Consider the following 19,827-nt stretch of genomic DNA (forward strand, 5'->3'; position numbering starts at 1 on the left):
ATGGCCTCACTCGCGTTTGCCTCGACTTAAAATTTCAGGGTCGTGCGCAATCCGAAAACCGAGGCATTGCGCAATGCCCGTCCCGGCAGCGGACTAGCCGGAGCCGTCGCGCCGCCACCGGGATGGACGATGTATTGAAAGTTCGGCTGAACGGTCCAGCCATCCTTGATCTGGTATTGATAGACGGCCGTGAGCAGCCCCTCGAAGCTTCGCACCGGCCAGCGCGGATCGACGAACCTGGCATAATCGGCGTCGAGCGTCTGGGCCCGTTTTGAGACATGCGCATACCCGGCGGCAATGCCGAACTTGTCGTCGGGGCGTGCATTGCTGAGCCCGATGAGCTCGACGCCGCCATCTGCATAGACATCGACCAGATTGCGGTCAGCCGGCGCGCCGGACACGCGTGCGAAAATGCCGATGCCGCGATCGTCGCTGTTCGGCACCCGATAAATCTGCTGCTCGAAGACCGCCCAGGCTCCAATATCGCCCGACAAGAGCCGCGGTTCCCCGCTGCTCGTTGGCGCGGCCAGCGAGACGCCGTTGGATGCGAAGCGCTGATCCCCGAACGATCCGAAATGACGCCAGCCACCGACCTTGAACTGGCCGGTCAAGTTCGGGTCACCCTTCCTGTTATTCCAGGCATATTGAACCTGGCCGAGCAGAAGCGGCGGATCGTTGACCCGGAAATTGACGCCATACCGGTTACGCTCCTGCGGATCGCCGGAACCGGGCCCGGCCTGGTCGCCGTCGAAAATCGCGCCAAGGACGGACAACTGGTCCGTCACGTTCCACAGGAGGCGCGCGCCCACGGCCGCCAAGGGCGGCGACGGCCCGCCGCTTGGCAAAGCAAGCGACGTGATCGCCGGCCAACCCATCGAGGCGTTGGTGAACACATCCGTGTACTTGGTATTGAAGAACTCGCTGTCGGCCGCCAGCTGCCCGAGCTTCAGCGATAGTTTCTTGTCGCCCCACTGCTTCTCGAAATAGACCTCGTAGAGTCGCGTCGAGGGCAACGCTTCGATCCCGCTGACGACGAAGAAATTCTGCAGATTCGAGCGCGAGAGGCCTTCGCCGTGGATCTGAAACATGTTGGCGTGAAAGGTCAGCTTGTCGATGCCGACGAGTTTTTCGAAATCCAGATCGACGGCGAGATTGAGCCTGCCTTCGTAGACCGCACCTTTCTTCAGACCGCCGGTCGGATTTCCGAGCACCTCGCCGATATAGGTGGCCGCAAACTTCACCCCGTACTTTTGCCAGGGGTTCGGCAGCAGCCCGAGCGTTTTCTCCTCGATGGTGCTCTCGCCTGTATCGGGATCGGCAGGCTTGTCGTCGTCGGTTTTCTTGTCTTCCTGAGCCGCGGACTGGGCAGCCGCGACCAGGCAAGCCGCAACGATCAACGCCCGCATCGAATACCTGATTGCTCTGGCGGCCACGCTCACCTCCCGAGCGATCAATGACGCACGCCGCTGCCCGACATTCAAGCGGGCCGTCGAACAATGTGCGCCGGCGCGGAAATCCGATTCGCGCGCTGTTAACTACCGCATGCGCGAGGCGGTACTATGTTCACTTTTGCACTTCGACCATCAGATCTTCGGGATCTTCGCCCGCTCCACCACGCCGATCCATTTGCTGATCTCGGTCTCGATCAGCGTCTTCATCTCCTCCGGCGAGCTGCCGCGAACCTCGCCGCCGACGGCGGTCTCCAGGCGCTGCTTGAGGTCGGGATCCCTGAGTGCATCCAGCGTCGCCGCATTGAGTGCGGCGATGATGCCGGGCGGCGTTCCCTTCGGGGCCAGCAGGCCGGCCCAGGTGCGCACGTCATATCCCTTGATCCCGGCTTCCTGAACGGTCGGCACGTCGGGCAACAATGCGGTGCGCGTCGGCGAGGTCACCGCCAGGCCGCGGATCGCACCGGCCTGGATCTGCGGGGCGAGCAGGACCGGCGTGCCGACGATCACCGGAACCTCTCCGCCGAGCAGCGCGGTGACGGATTGGGAATCGCCGCGATAGGGCACGTGCACGATCTCGACGCCGGCGGCTGCGTTCAACAGCTCTCCTGCAAGATGGTGCGTGCTGCCGAAACCGACCGATCCAAAGCTGAGCGCACCGGGCTTCTGCTTTGCCATGGCGACGAGCTCGCCCAGCGATTTTGCCGGATAGTCGCTACGCACGGCAATGACGAGCGCGTAATAGACCAGCGTCGAGATCATCTCGAAGCTCTCGGCCGGCTGGTAGGCGAGGCTCTTGTAGGTCGCCGCGGAAATGGCGTGAGCGCCGGTGACGAGCCCGATCGTGTAGCCGTCGGGCGCCGCCTTCGCGATGGCATCCGCGGCGATGTTGCCGCCGGCGCCCGGCTTGGCCTCGACAATGATCGGCTGCCCGAGCTTTTTCGAGAGCCCGTCGGCGATGATGCGCGACAGCGTGTCGGCCGCGCCGCCGGCGGCAAATCCATGCAACAGCCGGATCGGGCGCGACGGATAATTCTCCGCCGACGCCGAAGTGGTTGCGAAAAAACCGCCAAACAGAAAAATCGCCGCAGCAAGCCGCTTCATCCGTTGCATGGATGCGTCCTCCCTTTTGGTTGTTCTATCGTTGGCCGCGACGAGGCGGCGTTTCTTCAACTCGCGTTTGATCCGCTAGCGGGCGAACTCCGTGCATTCAGGCGATGGCGGCATGCCCCAGACGTCGCGCGGCAGGCCGACCCAGACTTTTGGCCGCTGCGGTCGATCGCGATGCCAGGGACGCGGCTCGAAATAGCCGAGCGCCTCGTCGGTCATGCGGTCGAGATCGAAGAACAGCTCGACCACATGCCCGTCGGGATTGCGGTGGTAGATCGCGGTGTTGTGCCCGGGGCCATGACGCACTGGCCCCCAGAGAACCGGCAGCTTGTGCCGCGCGAGATGATCGCAGGCCTCGTGCATGTGGGCGGCACCACGCAGCTCGAACGCGACATGATGCAGGCCACGGACGGGCGCGCGGGCGAAGTTCAGCGTGTGATGTTCGAAGCCGCTGCGCATGAACACGAAGCGATCCTCGATCCAGTCGGAGACGCGCAGGCCCATCATGTTCGCGTAGAACTCCGAGGCCGCGCGCGGATCGGGCGTAGCAAGCGCGACATGGCCGATCTTGCTGACGGCAAGCGCTCCGATCCGCTCCTGCGCGGGCGTCGGCGTCCAGCCCTGGATCAACTCGAAGCGCGTTCCTTCGGGATCGCTGAACGACAGCAGCCTGGAAACGCCAGGCAGGGGATCGCTCTGAAGTTCGGGCCGCAGATCGGCCTGCTTCAGCGCCGCGCCGAGCGTCTCGATCTGGACATCGGGAGCTATCTCGAAGGCGATGCTCGTCAGCGCCGCGTGGCCGGGTTCGATCACCAGCGAAAGCTGCTCGGCATCGTTGGCGAGGAAGATGCGGTTGCCGTCGCGGCCGACGAGGCCAAGACCGATCGCGGCGCGGTAATAGTCGAGCAACCGCTCGGGATCTGGCGAGGCAAAGCTCGCGTGCCGGAGCCGGGTGAAGCGTGCAATGGGTGCTTGTGTCGTCATTGTGCGATCCACCCCCTCATGGCGTCATGATGATCTTGCCGAGCGCGGAGCCCTGCTCGAGCAGCGTGTGGGCCTGCCTGACCTCGTCGAGCTTCAGGACCGCCGAGATCGCCGGCTTGATCGCATTGCGGCTCAGCGCGTCAATCACATTGCGCATGAGCGCGCGACGCCCGTCGCGATCGTGGTCGTAGATATGAAAGGAGAAGCAGCGTATCGCCGGGCAGATGTCGAGATGGTCGCGCATCGCCGCCATCAGGTTTTCTTCCGGCAACCCGGCGAAGGCGTTGTACGACAGCAGCGTCCCCCATTTGCCGAGCGCGCCGAGATAGCCGGTGAACTCAGGCCCACAGACGTGATCGAGCACGAGGCCGACGCCCTCGCCCTTGGTCAGCTCGCGGGCCCGCGCCACCACGTCTTCGCGGCGGTAGAAGATGATCTCATCGGCGCCGTTGCCCCGCGCGAATGCGGCCTTCTCCTCGGTGGAGACCGTGCCGATGACATTCATCTGTGCGAGCTTGGCAAGCTGTACCAGCGCGGTGCCGACACCACCCGCCGCCCCGATCACCAGCACGCTCGCCGGTGCGCGCGGATGGCGGCACTCGTGCAGCAGCGCGTAAGCGACCTGGTAGTTCGACAGGCACACGGCCGCCTGCAGATCGACATTGTCGGGCAGCACATGAATGGCGTCCGCAGGCGCGACCACATAGTCGGCGTAGCAGCCGCCGCGCTGCGACAGGTCGCGTGCGCTCAGCAGCACCTTCTGGCCGATCGCAAGCCCCTCGACGCCGGACCCGAGCGCGGCGATGCGGCCGGCGACGTCGTTGCCCGGATTGGCCGGCAGTGGCGGCATCCATTTGTAGACGCCACGCCGGATCAGCACATCGGGCTGCCCAACGCCGAACGCTTCGGCGCGAATCTGCACCTGGCCTGGTCCGGGCACAGGCACCGGAAGCTCAACCAACTCGAGTGCATCCGGCCCACCCGGCTGACGCACCAGCACCGCTCTCATGATGTCACACGCCTCCCCAGCTATATTTTCGAAAATCATACCGTTTACGAAAATTATTGCAAGATGGTCGTTGGCGCGGCATGTTGAGCCATCGATTCAAATGACAGAAATCATGTCCGAAAGCGCCATTCGCTCCCGCAAGGAATTCGGCAAGACCGTTGCCGCCGACATCACCCATCGGCTGCGCGAGGAGATCATTGCCTGCGGCCTGGCGCCGGGCGAGCCGCTGCGATTCGACGTCCTGCGCGAACGATTCGGCGTAAGTTTCACGACGCTGCGCGAGGCGCTGACGGCGCTTACCGCCGAAGGCCTGGTCGACGCGCAGGAGCAGCGCGGATTTCGGGTGGCGCCGGTCAGCCGCCAGGACCTGGTGGAAGTCACCGATGCCCGGGTGCTGATCGAGGTGGAATTGATCCGCCGCGCGATCGAGCGGGGCGACGACGACTGGGAAATCGCCGTCATCTCGACCCTGCACAGATTGAAGCGAATCGAGCAGCGCGATCCGGAACATCCCCTGCGCGATCCCGAATGGAAGATCGCCCACCGCCAATTCCACCAGGCGCTGGTGTCCGCCTGCGGCTCCGCGACACTCCTCGCCATTCGCGCCGATCTGTTCGATCGCGCCGAGCGCTATCGGCACCTTTCGGCCAATTTCCGCCCCCGCCCGCGCGACAAGGCCGGCGAGCACCAGGCGATCATGCAAGCCGCCATCTCGCGCAATCCGGATCTCGCGGTGCAGCTGATCGAGGCGCATATCCGCACGACCGCCGACAACGTGGCGACCTACGCCGCGCATCTGCTCGATACCGAATAGGCGGCAACGGCTTTTTATCGCCGCGGGCTTGCGCCTCGCCTGATTTTCGAAAATAATAGGCAAGATCGAAAATGCCAACCTTTGAGGCGTACCATGAAGCTGCTGTCGTTCTTGGATGGGAATCGGGAGAGCTGGGGCGCCGTTGCCGAGAATGGCGTGGTGGATCTCGGTCGCGCCCTGCCCCAGTATCCTGTTCTCGCGGACTTCCTCGGCAGCGACGACTATGCGCGGCGCGAGGCCATCGTCGCCGGGCACAAGCCCACAATGGCGCTCAGTGACGTCAAATATCTGCCGGTGATCCCGCGTCCGGAGAAGATCGTCTGCGCCGTGCGCAATTATCTCGACCACCACAATGAAGCCGTGGCGTTCGGGATGAAGCGCGAGATCACGGAATTTCCGCCGATCTTCCTCCGGGTCTGGCGCTCCCAGGTCGCGCACAACGCGCCGGTGATCCGGCCGAAAGTCTCGGACAATTTCGACTGGGAGGGCGAGCTTGCCGTGGTCATCGGCAAGAGCGGCCGTCACATCAGCCAGGCCGACGCCTGGGATCACGTGGCAGGCTATTCGATCTACAACGACGTCAGCGTGCGCGACTGGCAGCGTCACGCCCAGCAGATCGCCTCCGGCAAGAACTTCGTCGGCACCGGCCCGTTCGGACCATGGCTGGTGACGCCGGACGAGATCGGCGATCCCACCAAATTGAAGCTCGAGACGCGCGTCAACGGCGCGGTGGTGCAGTCGTCCGACACCTCGATGCTGATCTTCTCGATTCCGCGGCTGATCGAGTACAGCTCGACCATCTTCGACCTCGTCCCCGGCGACGTCATCGCCACCGGCACGCCGGCCGGCGTCGGCTTCACTCGCAAGCCGCCTGTTTTCCTCACGCCCGGCGATGTGGTCGAGGTCGAGATCGAGAACATCGGCGTGCTGCGCAATCCCGTCGTCGACGAAGCATAGCGCCTGCGCATGTCGTCTCAAGACGTGTCCCATGACATCCGCAAGACCGCGCTTAGCGTCGAGACCACCTGGCACGAGCGCGGTCCCCGGCTGGAGAAGCCTCTGCTGGTCGGGACGGCCATTGCGGTGATCCGCAATCCTTTCGCGGGCCGCTTCGAACCCGACCTGATGCCGTTTCAGGCATCCTTGCGCGAACTCGGGCGCGAGCTCGCAACACGGCTGATCGCGCAGCTCGGCGGCGCCGCGCAGATCGAAGCCTATGGCAAGGGCATCATCGTCGGCGAGGACGGCGAGCTCGAGCACGGCGCGGTCTGGCACGAGGCCGGCGGTCAGGGCATGCGCGAGGTGCTCGGTCAGCCCAAGGCGATCGTTCCGGCGGCGAAGACCATCGGCGGTCCGGGCACGCGGCTCATGGTTCCGCTCGGGCACATCCACGCCGCCTATGTCCGCAGCCATTTCGGCACCGCGGAGATGACGCTGTGGGATTCACCACGGCGCGACGAGATCGCCTTCGGGCTCGTGATGGCGACCGGCGGCCGGCCTCACGCGCGCATCGGAGGCCTCGCGGCATCCGCGATCTCCGCGCACGACGGACAGCGCTGACGGGCGCGATCAATGCGCGTTGCAGCGGCAACGCTCGTAATCGACGGGATCATGGCTGTTGACGATCGTGACGCGTTCGCCGTGGTTCAGCTTCAGCGCGCGCAGTCGCACCTGGTTGGCGATCCGCATGCCGCGGTCCATGTCGGCGCGACGCTGGAAATAGCCCAGCACCAGCGGCATGCGGGGCGATGCGTCGAGCTGGCCGTGATGGAAATAGCTGTCGCCGGCGTGCAGCAGCCATTTGTCGCCTGATCGCACCGCGATACCGCAATGGCCGAGCGTATGGCCGGCGAGCGGGATCATCAGGATGTCCGCCTCTGCGTCGCCGAGGGCGCGCACGCCCTTGAAACCGAACCAGTCTTCGCCGGCTTCGCCATAGAATGTCCAGCTCGGTCCATGGCTCCACTGCCCGGTGACATAGCGCCCTTCCGGCGGCGCCGGCTTGCGCTGCACCGCCATGTCGTATTCGGCGCGATGGACATGGATCGCGGCATGCGGGAAGTCCGGCACGCCGCCAGCGTGATCGCGGTCGAGATGGGTCAGCAGCACATGGCGCACGTCCTTGGGGGAATAGCCGAGTGCCTTCACCTGTTGCACCGCCGTCTCCGCCGGATCGAGCCTTGGCGCGGTCTGCCGCAGCCATCGTCGTCCCAGCCGATCGGGCGTTGCGATATCGCCAAGTCCAATGCCGGTATCGACCAGGGCGAGCCCGTCATTGGTCTCCACTAGCAGGCAATGGCAGACCATGCGGGCGCGCTGGAACAGGCTGCCGGTGCCGTTCACGAGGCGCCGCCCCATCGGGCACATCGTGCCGGTGTTGAGATGGTGAATTTTCATCGCGCGTTCCCTGCCTGTTGTGAGCAGAGCGTTCTTGTCATCGTTAGATCCATAGGTAAAATATCGAATATTGATAATATCTCTAGGCATATCCTATGGACATACGCGAACTCCGCTACTTCGCCGCCGTCTACCGCGAGCGCAACCTGACCGCGGCGGCGCGCGTCTGCTTCGTTTCGCAGCCGTCGATCTCCACCGCGATCACCCATCTGGAGGCCGAGCTCGGCACCACGCTGTTCATCCGGCACAAGAAGGGCGTCGCGCCAACCGCCTCGGCCGAGCAGTTTCACACGCTCGCCCGCCGCATCATCGACGAGACCGACGCGGCGCGCAGCCTGTTCAGGAGACCGAGCACCAAAACCAATGTGACGCTCGGCCTGATGCGCACGCTCGACGTGCCCCGGACGATCGCACTGCTCAAGCCGCTGACGGCGCGCGCCGACATCGCACTCCGCCTCGTCGGCAGCGACGAGCGCGCCGACGCGCGGATCATCTCCAAGAGCGTGCTGCGCGCTGACGAACATTTCGTGGCGCTGTGGAGTGAGCGCTATGTCGCAGCGCTGCCGCCGTCGCATCCGCTGGCCCTGAAGGAGAAGCTTCGCACCGCCGATCTCGCCGGCGTCCCCTTGATCGACCGCTGCCATTGCGAGCAAAGCGAGTTCTTCCGCCGCAACCCGCAGGCCCGACAGACCGCGGCGATCGCGCAATCAGAGGATTGGGCCATGGCGCTGGTCGCAGCCGGCGTTGGCATCGCCATCGTCCCGGAAGGCGTAGCGCGCGGCAATCCGGATGTCGCGGTGCGCGAGATCGAGGTCAAGGTCAAGCGCGAGGTCGGGCTCGCCTATCGCGCATCCGTGCCGCTACCGGATGCGCTGAAGGATCTTGTCAGCAAGCTCCGGAAGCAGCGGCGCAAGCCCGCGGGGCAACGATCGCGCGCCCGCGGAAAATCCTAACCCTTCGAGACGACCGCACGGCCGTAGGGCGGCTGGGCCGCGACCGGCGGGTTGGCGGTCTGGGCGGCGAGTTCGCCGATCAGGCGGTCGGCATCGGCGGCCATGCCGTCGGGCGCCTGGATCACCAGCCGCTCCAGACCCCAGCGATAGGACGACACGCGCTGCTCGAGGCACTGCTGCACCCACTGGATGATCAGCGAATTCTCCTGCATGCGCTCGACCGCGTCCTCCTTCTCCTTCGGCGAGAGGGAGGAGACGCGCGCCATGCTGGCATTGCGCTTCTTGTCGAGGTCGATGACGCGGATCGCGGAGGCGAAGAACGGCTCGAAGCGGGTGATGTCGTTGCGCACGTCTTCCATCAACTGCGTATAGCGCGAAGAATGCGAACGGTGCGGCTCGTCGATCAGCGTGCGACCATACATGGTGCGGTCGAACACGATCGTTTGCCGCCAGGGCGAGGGCAGCGCTTTGTAGTCGCCGAACACGCTCTTCCAGGCGGGCCGCGACAGCGGCGGCTCGATCAGGGGATAGGCGAGGTCGCGAAGCTGGCGCTCCTCGTCGGTGAGCTGGAATTGGGATGGCTTCAGGCCAACGCTGGAGGTGACTTCCGCGCCCAGCCAGCGATGCATGTCGTCGCTGCGCATGTCGGCACGGGTCCGGCCGAAATCGCCGCCACTACAGGCGGCAAGCGTCGCGCCCAGCACTGCGAGCATGAGGGCCGTTACGATGGGCCGGATCTGACGGAGGTTCTCCGGCATTGCAAAGTCCGAAGGCTAACGGCGACGACGACGGCGCCCCGGCGCTGTGCCCTGCTCCGGCCCGTGATCGCCGCTGGTTTCGTCGCTCTCGCGCTCGATGCGGATCACGGGAAGGATCAAAATCGTGCCCATGTCCGCGCGCGGAGCCACGTCCACCGACGCGCCCACCCGGCGACCGGCCGGAAATTCGATGATGGTCCCCATATCAGCTCTCTTCAATTGCCGCGCGACCCGGCGCGCCTCTGCAACATGGGGATCATTAAGATCAGTTCATGGTTAACGGGGTGTAAACGTGCCGGCGGCACCGTAACCGCACGGGCGGGACCCACCGTCCCGTTGCGGCACGAGAACGCTTCAAAGCAGGCGTTCGGCTTCACGCCTCGTTTTCCTTAACGAGCCTTTAAAGGAGCCCGCGATAGGCTCCGGCGAGTATCTCTTCCAGGTCGCGTATCTCTCCATGACCAAGTCGTTGTTTCCAGGATTCGACGGGCTGATGACCCTCTCCCGTCGCGAAGGCGTCGATGTTCGTCCGACGCTGCTGCGCGTGCTGACCGACCTCTATGTCCAGTCGAGCACCCACAGCGACGACGAGCAGCGCCAGTTCGTCGAGCTCGCCACACGACTGATCGACCAGGTCGACGACGCGACGCGCGCGGCCGTCAAGGCGCGGCTTGCGATCTATCCGTCGACGCCCGCCCCGATCATGCAGAAGCTCGGACTGTCGGCCGCGCAGGAGGGCCGCAGGGTTCCGCTCGCGCGCGAAACCCCGGCGCCCGCCTCTGCTCCCCCTCCTGCCCCCTTGCCGGTTCGCACGCCAAGCGACGCCGAGCTGCGCATGGCCTCGAACATGGCAATGCAGCCAACGGACGCGGCCGATATCCACGACATGTTCTTCCGCGCCGGCGCCCCCGAGCGCGCGCTGATCCTGCACAATCTGGCGCAGACCCCGCTGAAGGCGGCGCCGCGGATTCCGATCGTGCGCGCCAAGCGCGCGATCCAGATCCTCGAGATGGCGGCGATCGCGGGCGATGTCGAGAATTTCACCTCCGAGCTCGGCGACAGCCTGATCCTGCCCTCGCGCGTCGCAGCCCAGATCGTCGACGATGCAAGCGGCGAAGCGCTCGCAGTCGCCGCGCGCGCGCTCGACATGCCGAGCCCGGTGTTCCAGCGTATCCTGCTGTTCTTCAAGCCGGAGATCGGCAACTCCGTGACCGACGTGTACCGGCTGTCGCGTCTTTACGATCGCCTCAGCGATCGCGCGGCGCTGGTGATGCTGGCCGCCTGGCGCGGCTCGACGCTCGCCGTCACCCGCGCAAAGTACCAGCCCTCGCTGCATGACAGCGAGCGCCAGCGCGCACGTGTGGGCGCAAGCCAGACGCGCCCGGGCGTGCAGCCCGGCTCCGCGCCCGCGGTGCGGACAGGGACTGACGGATCGGATCGTTAGGCCTTCGCCAGCTCGAGAAAATGCCGCCCGGCGCGGTCTTCGGTCTCGACGATCCAGATATCGGAGTCGAAGCGGATTTCCTTGGTCAGGCGCTCCTCCACCGCGGGCTCCGGCATCGGTTGCGGCGCAAGCGGCACAAAGAAGCGATCGACCGGCCGACCGTCGTCATAAGAGGTCTGCGGCGCCGGCACATAGAGCATCGCATTGCCGTCAAGCAGCGAGACCTTCACGAACACCGCACCCGCCTCCTCCGCGCCGCGACGCCGCACCGCGCCGTACACGCCCTCGGTCTGGCACCGGCGCAGATAGGCTGAGACCCAGATATTTGATTTCAAACGCATGGAGCGCACGATAGGACAGCGCTGCAATCAGCACCAGCCTTCGCAACAGTCACGACTATTCGACGGGGTGTCCGATCGCGGCGCCGAGCTCGCGGAGCAGGCGGTCGGACAGCTGGCCGGTGACCTGCATCTTGTGCTCGCGCTCGAATTTCTGGATCGCGGACTGGGTCTCGGCGCCCATCGCCCCCGTGATCTTCAAATTCCCGTAGCCATATTCGGACAGCGCGCGCTGCACGCCGGCGATGCGCCGCGCGGCCGGGCTCTGCTGCACGGGGATCGGCGCCGGAGGACGCGTGACGGAGGGCGGCGCCGAAATCGTTTGCTTGACCAGATTGGTCATGGGATCGCCCGAGCGCGGCGTCGATGCGGTCGCCTCGACGGGCCTCTCCGGCGGCTTTTCCGCAGGTCTGGGTTCGGCACGAAACTCCGTCGCTCTCGGCTCGAGCGGCGAGGTATCGGCGCCGACGGGACGCGGACGCGGCAAGGGGTTCGACAGCGCCAGGGACGACGGTGCGGGAAGATTGATCACGGTGCCGAACATCGGCGCTGGATGCCGGCCGGTCTGCAGGAACAGCGCATTGGCAACGATCGCGCCGATGGCGGCAACGGCGACGAGACCGGCCAGGGTATCCTTGGGGCTATGCAGCAGCACGCGCAGCACGAGATTGCGCTCGGTCTCGACATCGATGACCGCGGCCTTGGCGCCACGGCGGCGCGGAGCGGCTTCGTCCTTGGCAGACTTTTTAGGCACTTTTCTTCACCAGAGCGGGTTGGTCCTGAACTTGGTCGTGAGGATGGTCCTGAACTTCCTGGCGTAGCACCGGCGTCAGGGTCGCGATCTTGCTCTCGCTCGCCTTGCTGTCGGACATCTTGCCATCAGAAGTCTTCATATCAGACGTCTTGGCTTGCGGCGTGTAGACGAGCGGCAGCTTGACGGTGACGGCAGTGCCCTCGCCGAGCCTGCTTTGTATCGTCAATTCGCCGAGATGCAACGCCACCAGGCTCTTCACGATCGAAAGTCCGAGGCCGGTGCCTTCGTGACGGCGCTGATAGGTCTTGCCGGCCTGGAAGAACGGCGCGCCGATGCGCTTGAGATCGTCAGGCGCGATGCCTATACCGGTGTCGCTGACGCGCAGCGCAAGCTGCGAGCCCGAGACCGCGGCCGTGACGGTGACCTGACCGCCACGCTCGGTGAACTTGACGGCGTTCGCGACGAGGTTGAGCACGATCTGCTTGAAGGCGCGCGGATCGCCGGTCATGACAGGCAGGTCCTGCGGCGCATCGGTGACGAGATCGACGCCGTTCTCCCGCGCCTTCAGCGCCAGCAGATTGCAGCAATGCATCAATGATGCACGCGGCGCGAACGGTTCGGACGCCATCTCGAAATTGCCCGACTCCATCTTGGACATGTCCAGGATGCCGTTGACGACCGAGAGCAGATGCTGGCCGGAATCGTTGATGAGCTGGGCGTATTCCCTCCGCTGGGCCGCGCCCAGCATCAAGGTCTGCTCCTGCGTGATCATCTCGGAGAAGCCGATGATGGCGTTCAGCGGCGTGCGCAGCTCATGGCTCATGGTGGCGAGGAAGCGCGTCTTGGCGGCGTCCGCCGCCTCTGCAGCGCTGCGCGCCTGATCGAACGCCTGCTCCCCCAGCTTGCGGTCGGTGACATCGCGCATCACGGCGACGACATCGGCCTCGCGCGTGGCATCACGGCCCAGATCCTGATCGAGCGGGCGGCAGCGCATCTCGACCCAGATGAAATCAACCTGGCCGCGCTCCGAGCCGGCACGCTCCCGGCGCAACCGGAACTCAACGCTACGCACGTCGCCGCGCGCGGCATCGGACAGCGCCGTCAGATACGCCGGCCGATCGGCGACATGGACGCGATCGAACAGGCCGTGGCCGAGCAGCTGCGCGACGGGCACGCCGAGCATGGCTTCCACCGCCGGTGAAATGAACTGCACCGCGCCGTTGCGCTGATGCCGCGAGATGACGTCGCTCATGTTCCGCGCCAGGAGGCGGTAACGCTCTTCCTCACGCAACAGGAGCGCAACGCTGGTGCGCGCGAGCGATTCCGCTCCGAAGGCCAGACCTGCGGCATAGAGCGTCGCCGAGGCGACGCCGAACGCTATCAGCACGCCGCGTTCCGCAGCGCTGGTATCGCCAATCGTCAGCCAGCCGAGCTGGCTGACGAGGATCAGGATGCCGGCGCAGGACAGCGCCAGCAGCGAGGCAAAGGCCGCGACGCGGCGCGAGGCCGACAGCGCAGCTTCGAGGGGAACGACAACCAGCCAGATTGCGGCGAATGATTCGATGCCGCCGGTCGTCACCGCAACCGCCATGATCAGGCCCGAGAGCGCCAGCGACGACAGCACATGCGCGCCTTCGTAACGGCCGGTGCGCGACAGGAACCAGGACAACAGGATCGGCGCAATCAGCCAGGCGAAGGCTGCCACCTCGATCGCGCTCGGCGCGCCGCGCATGGCGAGATAGACCGGGAATGCGGCAAAGGCGGCTAGGCTGCCGAGCAGCCGCGGGGCCATGAAGGCACGATGGCGCGCTCGCGTCAGCGCGTCGTAACGCGCGGAGGGATGCAGCAGCGCATCGAGACAATCGCGGATGATACTCAAAACTGTCACGGGTCTCGCGCTTCGGCTCATTCGTCGGGAAGACGCGCCGGAACGCCTCCTTATCGTTGAGCCACCGTGTCAGAGCGACCTTAAACGAACACTAAGGCATCGCGGCGCGCCGCCGGACACCCCGTCATCGCAGGGCTTTTTAGACGATTTGACGACGTCATCGGCGAGGATGGTGAACACAGGGTTTCACCGTGATGCGCATGGTTTCGAAATGGTGGACGGGCGTGGCGGCAGCGCTCACGGCACGGACGTCAATCGAAAATTTACGACACCATCGATAGCAAAGATTCTTGAGTCAATTTTCCGCGAATTAAGCGGAAGGCAATCACTTGCGATTTATCGAGAGTTGCTAGGTCCGACATCCGCGGAGATCGCCGCGGCGGGATCTAACATACAGGTCGCAAGATGCGCTTTCTGCTTCGCATCACATTCTGGCTCGGGCTGGTGCTGGTGCTCCTGCCGCGGGACAAGACGCCCGAATCGGACAAGCTGCCGCAGATCGGCGCTGCCGACGCGGTGCAGGCTGCGACCGCGGCCGTCTCCGACATGACCCAGTTCTGCAAGCGCCAGCCAGCGGCCTGCGAGGTCGGCGGACAGGCCGCCACCATCATCGGCCAGCGGGCGCAGGACGGCGCAAAGAAGATCTACCAGATCATCAACGACAAGAAAGAGCAGCTCGAGAAGCCCGACAAGAAGGCGCCCGACCACACCGGCTCGATCGCGCTGGCCGGCGAAGGCGATCTTGCTGCGAGCGAGGCGCCGCGCGACACCCTGTCCCAGGACGACCTCGCGCTGGAATGGCGCGGCCCGGCGCCCGCGACAGCGAATTAGGGCCCAAACCCTATCGATTTCGGCGCTTTGCGTCCCTATATTGGCCTGAACGGGAACTTTGGGCCAGCATGACGACGATCGATGAAATCAGGGATAATTTCGAGATTCTGGACGAGTGGGACGACCGCTATCGGTACGTCATCGAGCTCGGCCGCACCCTGGAACCGATGTCCGAAGCCGAGCATTCGGCCGAGAACAAGGTGAATGGCTGTGTCAGCCAGGTCTGGCTTCAGAAGCTGATTGATCGTCGCGATGACGGCGCGCCGATCCTGACATATCGCGGCGACAGTGACGCCCACATCGTGCGCGGGCTGGTCGCGATCGTGCTGTCGCTTTACTCCGGCCGCACGCCACAGGAGATTCTTGCGACCGACGCCATTGCCGTATTCGACGAGTTCGGCTTTCGCGACCATCTGACGCCGCAGCGTTCCAACGGCCTGCGCTCGATGGTCGAGCGGATCAAGACCGACGCGAAAGAGGCGCTCGCGGAAGCGTCGTAGAAACTCTACTTCCGCTTCCGCTGCTGCTGTCCCAGTCCCATCTGCTTCGCAAGCTGCGAGCGGGCCACCGCATAGTTCGGTGCGACCATGGGATAGTCGGCCGGCAGGCCCCATTTCTCGCGATATTGCTCCGGCGTCATGTTGTATTGGGTGCGCAGATGGCGCTTCAGCGACTTGAAGCGCTTGCCGTCTTCCAGACAAACCAGATAATCGGGCGCGATCGACTTCTTCAGCGAGACCGCCGGCTTCGCTGGCTCGAGCGGCGCCGTCTCGGTGCGGCCTGACGAAACGCGCACCAGCGCGCCATGCACCTGGCTGATCAGATTCGGAATCTCAGCCGCAGGCGTTGGATTGTTGCTGAGATAGGCCGACACGATGCCCGCCGTCAGCTCAACGAAATTCTTAGCCCCAGCATCCGACATAAGCCCCGCCTTTCTCCACCTTGCGTCTCACGCGAGAGACGACGCCAAAGTATTCCGTGTCAACAATACGTTCGGCTGAAATGGGACGACTAAGGAATCCGGGCTGATTACTGACGAAGTGACAAGAACACCACCGCTTTACTTGTCTACGCTAGCCTTTGCCTGCACCAGATTTGCCTGCGCCCGCTCTCAAGCGCCGCGCTGGTCGAGGTGGGAGCGCAGCTCGTCGATCGAGGCAAAGCGCATCATCCCCTCAGGCATCTGGGCTTCGATCGAGCCATCGGAATAGAGCGAATAAGCCATGCCGTCGACGATGCCGGATTTGAGCACGGTCACAGGCGCCTGCTCGGCCGCAGCCGCAGGCTCGGGTGCGGGCGGCGGAGCAGGCTCAGCGAAGGTCGACGGCGAGCGCGGTGGCGGGCGCCGCGCGGCGGCCGGCGGCTCCGGAGGCCTCATACGGTCCGGCTTCGGCCAGGCGTCGTCAAAGCTCGCAGGCGGCGTCTCCGGGGCGGCAGGCTCCGCCGACGGCTCGGCATGCGGCAGCGGCGGCAAGCCCTCGCCGGTCTTCGCTTCCGCGCGCTCACGCTCCTTGCGGGAGGTCGAGGCGAACAACAGGTTGCGCCGGCGCGGCGGTTCCGGAACCTCAGGCGGGCTCGGAGCTTCCGGCGCTGGCGGCGGCTCGACGCGCGGACGCTCGCGCGCGGCTGCTTCGTTCTGCCAAGGCGGCGGTCCTGCGGCCGGCAATGGCGGCGCCGGCTCCATCTTCTCGGCGCCCGCCGGCTCAGGCGCGGGGGCAGGCGTCCCGGCCATCCCGAGACCCGGCAGCACGGGCCTGACCCGAACGTCGGATGGTGCAATTGATCCAGCCAGCCGGCGAGCGATGCCCTTCAACTCCGCGACCACCACGTAGAGGCCGGCCAGTAACAGTCCGGAGCAGACGCCGATGGTACCGGAGATTATGAGGGTACTGCCGAGACTGAATTCCCTGACGGTGAAGCCGAACAGGATCGCAAGGAGGCCCGCCAAAACGGCGAAAATCCCCGCGATCAACAATGCCAACGCCATCGAACTCACCCCCGGCCGCGCAGCCATACGCGACACTCGTCACGCCACGATACCGTCATCCGGTGTTCCACGCCAACGTCGAATTATAGGCTGCGTTCCTAAAGGAAAGGAAATCAGGGACTTATTCACATTCCCTTCAGCTACGGCTCGCTACTTCTAGGCTGCTCTCAAGTTGGTCGGATTTGCTGCGTTGCATCAGGAATTTAGCCATAATGCCCAATTACTTGGTAATGGAACTGCGCTATAGGGATTCCGGGGAGCAGGCCCGCGCGCACCAGCAGGGCCAAGAGGGGATTCCGGGTCACCAATAGCCATGACATCCATCACGACTTCGGCGATCGACACGCCTCTGCGGCGCTCGGTTGAACGGACTTGCGACGATCTCGCCATGCTGGTGCTGGCTGCGGTCGCCGTCATTGCAGGCTTGACCTTCCGCGACTATGGGCTCGGCTGGGACGACTACACCCACGCCGAATATGCCGACCTGCTGCTGCGCATGTTCGGTTCCGGTTTCAAGGACACCGCGGCACTCTCCTTCGCCAACCTCTATATGTATGGCGGCGGCTTCGACATGGTCGCGGCCCTCCTGCACAAGGTGATTCCGCTCGAGCTGTTCGAGACGCGCCGTCTGGTCGGCGCCGTCGTCGGCGTGATCGGACTTGCCGTGACGTGGCGGCTCGGCCGCCGTATCGGCGGCCCGCTTGCGGGACTTGCCTCACTCTTGCTGCTCGCGCTCTGCCCCATCTTCTACGGCCACATGTTCATGAACCCGAAGGATGCGCCCTTCGCCGTGGCCATGATCATCCTGATGCTGGGCCTTGTGCGCCTCGCCGAGGAATATCCGCGGCCTTCGCCGCGCACGATCTTGATCGTCGGCCTTGGTGCCGGCCTCTCGCTCGGCACCCGCATCCTCGGCGGCCTTGCGCTGGTCTATGCCGTAATCGGCTTCATGCCGCTGTTCCTGGAGGAACTGCGCAGCGAGGGCCTGCGCGAGTCGGTCCGACGCTTCGCTCATGTCGTCTACGTGCTGCTGCCCGGCCTCGTGCTCGGCTATCTCGTGATGGGGCTGATCTGGCCGTGGTCGATCATGGAGCCCGGCAATCCCTTCGAGGCGCTGACCTACTTCTCGCACTTCTTCGAGAAACCCTGGAAGGAGATGTTCGACGGCGCGATCGTATCCGTGCCTGACATGCCCTGGTCCTATCTGCCGACGCTGTTCGCACTTCAGTTGCCCGAGGTGATGCTAGTGCTGACGTTCGGCGCCGTGATCGGCACCTTGGTTATGCTGCCCCGCCGCGAGGTCCCAGCCCGCCGCAAGACCATCCTGCTGATGCTCACGCTCGCCGCGACGCTGCCGCTCGCGATCGCGATGGTGAAGCGACCGGCGCTGTACAATGGCATCCGCCATTTCGTCTTCGTGATCCCGCCGATGGCGGTGCTCGGCGGCGTCGCCTTTGGCTGGGCCATGGAGCGCCTGCGCGCCAATCATCGCACCTGGCAGCCGGTCGTGCTCGCCACCTTCTGCTTTGGCCTTGCGCTCTCGCTCGCCGAGATGATCCGCCTGCATCCCTATCAATACACCCACTTCAACCACATCGCCGGCACCGTGCGCGGCGCCGACGACCGCTTCATGCTGGATTATTGGGGCCTCGCGCTGAAGCAGGCCTCCGACGAATTGCGCGAGCAGCTGGTCGAACGCCAGGAAGTGCCGCCGCGCAACCGGAAATGGAAGGTCGCCGTGTGCGGTCCGCAGCGTCCCGCCCAGGTCGCGCTCGGCCCCGACTTCACCATTGGCTGGGATTCCAATGCCGCCGATTTCGCCATGACGCTCGGTGAGTTCTACTGCAAGGGCCTCACCGCCCCCGTGCTGGTCGAGATCAAGCGCGACGACGTGGTGTTCGCCCGCGTCTACGATATCCGCGGCAGCAGCATTTCCAGCCTGCTCTCGATCCCGGCGCCGTAAAAATTCTTCTCTCTTGTAGGACCGTAGCCCGGATGAGCGCAGCGACATCCGGGGCCTATCAGGCAGCCCCGCATGTCGCTTCGCCCATGCGGGCTACGCTGGACTGCCGCGCTTTGTGTGCCTTGCTGGCAGGTCGCGGCAGGACTACGCTCCCTCCCTGCAACAACGATGTTCGGAGAGATCAGCCATGTCGCCAGCGGAAGCGCGCCTGAAGGAAGTGCCGTCGAACATGACGGAGGCCGAGTGGCAGCAACGGGTCAATCTCGCCGCCTGCTATCGCCTCGTCTCGCTCTACGGCTGGGACGACTTGGTCGACACCCACATCTCAGCGCGCGTGCCCGGCCCCGACCATCATTTCCTCATCAACCCCTACGGGCTGATGTTCGACGAGATCACGGCGTCGAGCCTCGTCAAGGTCGATCTGCACGGCAACCAGCTCTCCGAGAGCGAATACAGCGTCAACCCCGCCGGCTTCACCATCCACTCGGCGATCCACGAGGTTCGCGAGGACGCCATCTGCGTGCTGCATCTTCACACCCTCGACGGCACCGCTGTCTCGAGCAGCGCCGAAGGCCTGCTGCCGCTGAACCAGACCGCCCAGCTCGTCACCCACGACCTCGCCTATCACGACTATGAAGGTATCGCCCTCGACCACGACGAGCGGCCGCGGCTGCAGAAGGACCTAGGCGACCACAACCACATGCTCTTGCGCAACCACGGCACGCTGACGGTCGGGCGCTCGGTCGCCTCGGCCTTCGAGCGCATGTATCACCTCGAGCGAGCCTGCTCGATGCAGGTGCGTACGCGCGCGCTGGGCACGCCGGTCTACCCGGTCGACGATGTCGCGATCGACAAGAACACCGAGCTGCTCGCCAACCGCGACCGCGCCGAGCTGCGCGCCACCAACCTCGTGTGGCCACCGCTGCTACGCAAGCTGGACCGCGAGCTTCCGGGCTACCGCTCTTGAAATTTTCGGGATTTGGTGTAGGGTAACGGTCAACGAACCTCTACGCCTTTTGGAATGAAACGCCGCCCAATTCCGGGCGGCGTTTTTATTTGGCCCCGTCATTGCGAGGAGCGAAGCGACGAAGCAATCCAGGCTGGCGCCGGAGAGAGATTTCTGGATTGCTTCGCTACGCTCGCAATGAC

General features: G+C 64.8%; 21 protein-coding genes. 9 read left to right on the forward strand and 12 right to left on the reverse strand.

The features are described 5' to 3' along the window. Nucleotides 1–26: 26 nt before the first annotated feature. The 4 genes from IVB50_RS39600 to IVB50_RS39615 form a co-directional block, all read right to left on the reverse strand. Nucleotides 27–1,406: a carbohydrate porin gene (locus IVB50_RS39600; protein WP_247300314.1), complete on the reverse strand. Its 1,380-nt coding sequence runs from the start codon at nucleotides 1,404–1,406 to the stop codon at nucleotides 27–29. Nucleotides 1,407–1,583: 177 nt separating this feature from the next. After that, entirely contained in the window at nucleotides 1,584–2,561 is a 978-nt protein-coding gene (locus IVB50_RS39605; protein WP_026233596.1) for a tripartite tricarboxylate transporter substrate binding protein, read from the reverse strand. A 75-nt stretch (nucleotides 2,562–2,636) separates the two neighbouring features. After that, entirely contained in the window at nucleotides 2,637–3,542 is a 906-nt protein-coding gene (locus IVB50_RS39610) for a VOC family protein (protein ID WP_018458498.1), read from the reverse strand. A 16-nt stretch (nucleotides 3,543–3,558) separates the two neighbouring features. Next, nucleotides 3,559–4,551 carry a zinc-dependent alcohol dehydrogenase family protein gene (locus IVB50_RS39615; RefSeq protein WP_247300175.1) on the reverse strand — a complete coding sequence of 331 codons (993 nt, stop codon included), beginning with the start codon at nucleotides 4,549–4,551 and terminating at the stop codon, nucleotides 3,559–3,561. A gap of 112 nt (nucleotides 4,552–4,663) precedes the next feature. On the opposite strand from IVB50_RS39615, the gene IVB50_RS39620 reads away from it, so the two are divergent. The 3 genes from IVB50_RS39620 to IVB50_RS39630 all read left to right on the forward strand — a co-directional run bounded on the left by IVB50_RS39620 (nucleotide 4,664) and on the right by IVB50_RS39630 (nucleotide 6,925). Next, a complete protein-coding gene (locus IVB50_RS39620; protein ID WP_018458496.1) occupies nucleotides 4,664–5,365 on the forward strand; it encodes an FCD domain-containing protein in 702 nt (233 codons plus the stop codon). 93 nt (nucleotides 5,366–5,458) lie between these two features. Further along, nucleotides 5,459–6,322: a fumarylacetoacetate hydrolase family protein gene (locus IVB50_RS39625; RefSeq protein ID WP_018458495.1), complete on the forward strand. Its 864-nt coding sequence runs from the start codon at nucleotides 5,459–5,461 to the stop codon at nucleotides 6,320–6,322. Nucleotides 6,323–6,331: 9 nt separating this feature from the next. Continuing rightward, nucleotides 6,332–6,925: an amino acid synthesis family protein gene (locus tag IVB50_RS39630; RefSeq protein WP_018458494.1), complete on the forward strand. Its 594-nt coding sequence runs from the start codon at nucleotides 6,332–6,334 to the stop codon at nucleotides 6,923–6,925. Nucleotides 6,926–6,934: 9 nt separating this feature from the next. On the opposite strand, the gene IVB50_RS39635 is transcribed toward IVB50_RS39630, so the two are convergent. After that, the gene (locus IVB50_RS39635; RefSeq protein WP_026233595.1) at nucleotides 6,935–7,762 is read right to left on the reverse strand and encodes an MBL fold metallo-hydrolase; all 828 of its coding nucleotides are present in this window, start codon (nucleotides 7,760–7,762) and stop codon (nucleotides 6,935–6,937) included. A 95-nt stretch (nucleotides 7,763–7,857) separates the two neighbouring features. On the opposite strand from IVB50_RS39635, the gene IVB50_RS39640 reads away from it, so the two are divergent. Next, nucleotides 7,858–8,715, forward strand: a complete 858-nt coding sequence (locus IVB50_RS39640) for a LysR family transcriptional regulator (RefSeq protein WP_018458492.1) — start codon at nucleotides 7,858–7,860, stop codon at nucleotides 8,713–8,715. Here the strand turns inward: IVB50_RS39640 and IVB50_RS39645 are convergent. Beyond that, the gene (locus IVB50_RS39645) at nucleotides 8,712–9,473 is read right to left on the reverse strand and encodes a hypothetical protein (RefSeq protein WP_018458491.1); all 762 of its coding nucleotides are present in this window, start codon (nucleotides 9,471–9,473) and stop codon (nucleotides 8,712–8,714) included. The genes IVB50_RS39640 and IVB50_RS39645 overlap by 4 nt on opposite strands. Before the next feature lie 15 nt (nucleotides 9,474–9,488). Continuing rightward, complete coding sequence (locus IVB50_RS39650) at nucleotides 9,489–9,677, reverse strand: hypothetical protein (protein WP_018458490.1); 189 nt, start codon at nucleotides 9,675–9,677, stop codon at nucleotides 9,489–9,491. A 253-nt stretch (nucleotides 9,678–9,930) separates the two neighbouring features. Here IVB50_RS39650 and IVB50_RS39655 point away from each other — a divergent pair, with 253 nt between their 5' ends. Continuing rightward, entirely contained in the window at nucleotides 9,931–10,917 is a 987-nt protein-coding gene (locus tag IVB50_RS39655; protein ID WP_018458489.1) for a DUF2336 domain-containing protein, read from the forward strand. Here the strand turns inward: IVB50_RS39655 and IVB50_RS39660 are convergent. The 3 genes from IVB50_RS39660 to IVB50_RS39670 are packed head-to-tail and all read right to left on the reverse strand — an operon-like array spanning nucleotide 10,914 to nucleotide 13,918. Then, nucleotides 10,914–11,258: a DUF1491 family protein gene (locus IVB50_RS39660; RefSeq protein WP_018458488.1), complete on the reverse strand. Its 345-nt coding sequence runs from the start codon at nucleotides 11,256–11,258 to the stop codon at nucleotides 10,914–10,916. The genes IVB50_RS39655 and IVB50_RS39660 overlap by 4 nt on opposite strands. A 55-nt stretch (nucleotides 11,259–11,313) precedes the next feature. Continuing rightward, complete coding sequence (locus IVB50_RS39665; protein WP_018458487.1) at nucleotides 11,314–12,009, reverse strand: peptidoglycan-binding domain-containing protein; 696 nt, start codon at nucleotides 12,007–12,009, stop codon at nucleotides 11,314–11,316. Continuing rightward, complete coding sequence (locus IVB50_RS39670; protein ID WP_247300177.1) at nucleotides 12,002–13,918, reverse strand: PAS domain-containing sensor histidine kinase; 1,917 nt, start codon at nucleotides 13,916–13,918, stop codon at nucleotides 12,002–12,004. The genes IVB50_RS39665 and IVB50_RS39670 overlap by 8 nt, the downstream gene beginning before the upstream one ends. A 384-nt stretch (nucleotides 13,919–14,302) precedes the next feature. On the opposite strand from IVB50_RS39670, the gene IVB50_RS39675 reads away from it, so the two are divergent. Both IVB50_RS39675 and IVB50_RS39680 read left to right on the forward strand, forming a co-directional pair. Beyond that, nucleotides 14,303–14,728, forward strand: a complete 426-nt coding sequence (locus IVB50_RS39675; RefSeq protein WP_018458485.1) for a DUF5330 domain-containing protein — start codon at nucleotides 14,303–14,305, stop codon at nucleotides 14,726–14,728. Nucleotides 14,729–14,796: 68 nt separating this feature from the next. Next, a complete protein-coding gene (locus IVB50_RS39680) occupies nucleotides 14,797–15,228 on the forward strand; it encodes a SufE family protein (protein ID WP_018456863.1) in 432 nt (143 codons plus the stop codon). Nucleotides 15,229–15,233: 5 nt separating this feature from the next. Here IVB50_RS39680 and IVB50_RS39685 read toward each other — a convergent pair whose 3' ends face one another. Continuing rightward, complete coding sequence (locus IVB50_RS39685) at nucleotides 15,234–15,650, reverse strand: MucR family transcriptional regulator (RefSeq protein WP_018456864.1); 417 nt, start codon at nucleotides 15,648–15,650, stop codon at nucleotides 15,234–15,236. Between the two features lie 189 nt (nucleotides 15,651–15,839). After that, on the reverse strand, nucleotides 15,840–16,715 hold the full coding sequence (locus IVB50_RS39690; RefSeq protein ID WP_018456865.1) for a hypothetical protein: 876 nt from the start codon (nucleotides 16,713–16,715) through the stop codon (nucleotides 15,840–15,842). A 313-nt stretch (nucleotides 16,716–17,028) separates the two neighbouring features. Between IVB50_RS39690 and IVB50_RS39695 the strand changes: the two genes are divergently transcribed. Further along, the gene (locus IVB50_RS39695; protein WP_247300178.1) at nucleotides 17,029–18,678 is read left to right on the forward strand and encodes a glycosyltransferase family 39 protein; all 1,650 of its coding nucleotides are present in this window, start codon (nucleotides 17,029–17,031) and stop codon (nucleotides 18,676–18,678) included. Between the two features lie 187 nt (nucleotides 18,679–18,865). Further along, on the forward strand, nucleotides 18,866–19,645 hold the full coding sequence (locus IVB50_RS39700; RefSeq protein ID WP_018456867.1) for a class II aldolase/adducin family protein: 780 nt from the start codon (nucleotides 18,866–18,868) through the stop codon (nucleotides 19,643–19,645). The last annotated feature ends 182 nt before the right edge of the window (nucleotides 19,646–19,827 follow it).

It is taken from the genome of Bradyrhizobium sp. 87, assembly GCF_023073015.1.
GTDB lineage: Bacteria > Pseudomonadota > Alphaproteobacteria > Rhizobiales > Xanthobacteraceae > Bradyrhizobium > Bradyrhizobium canariense_D.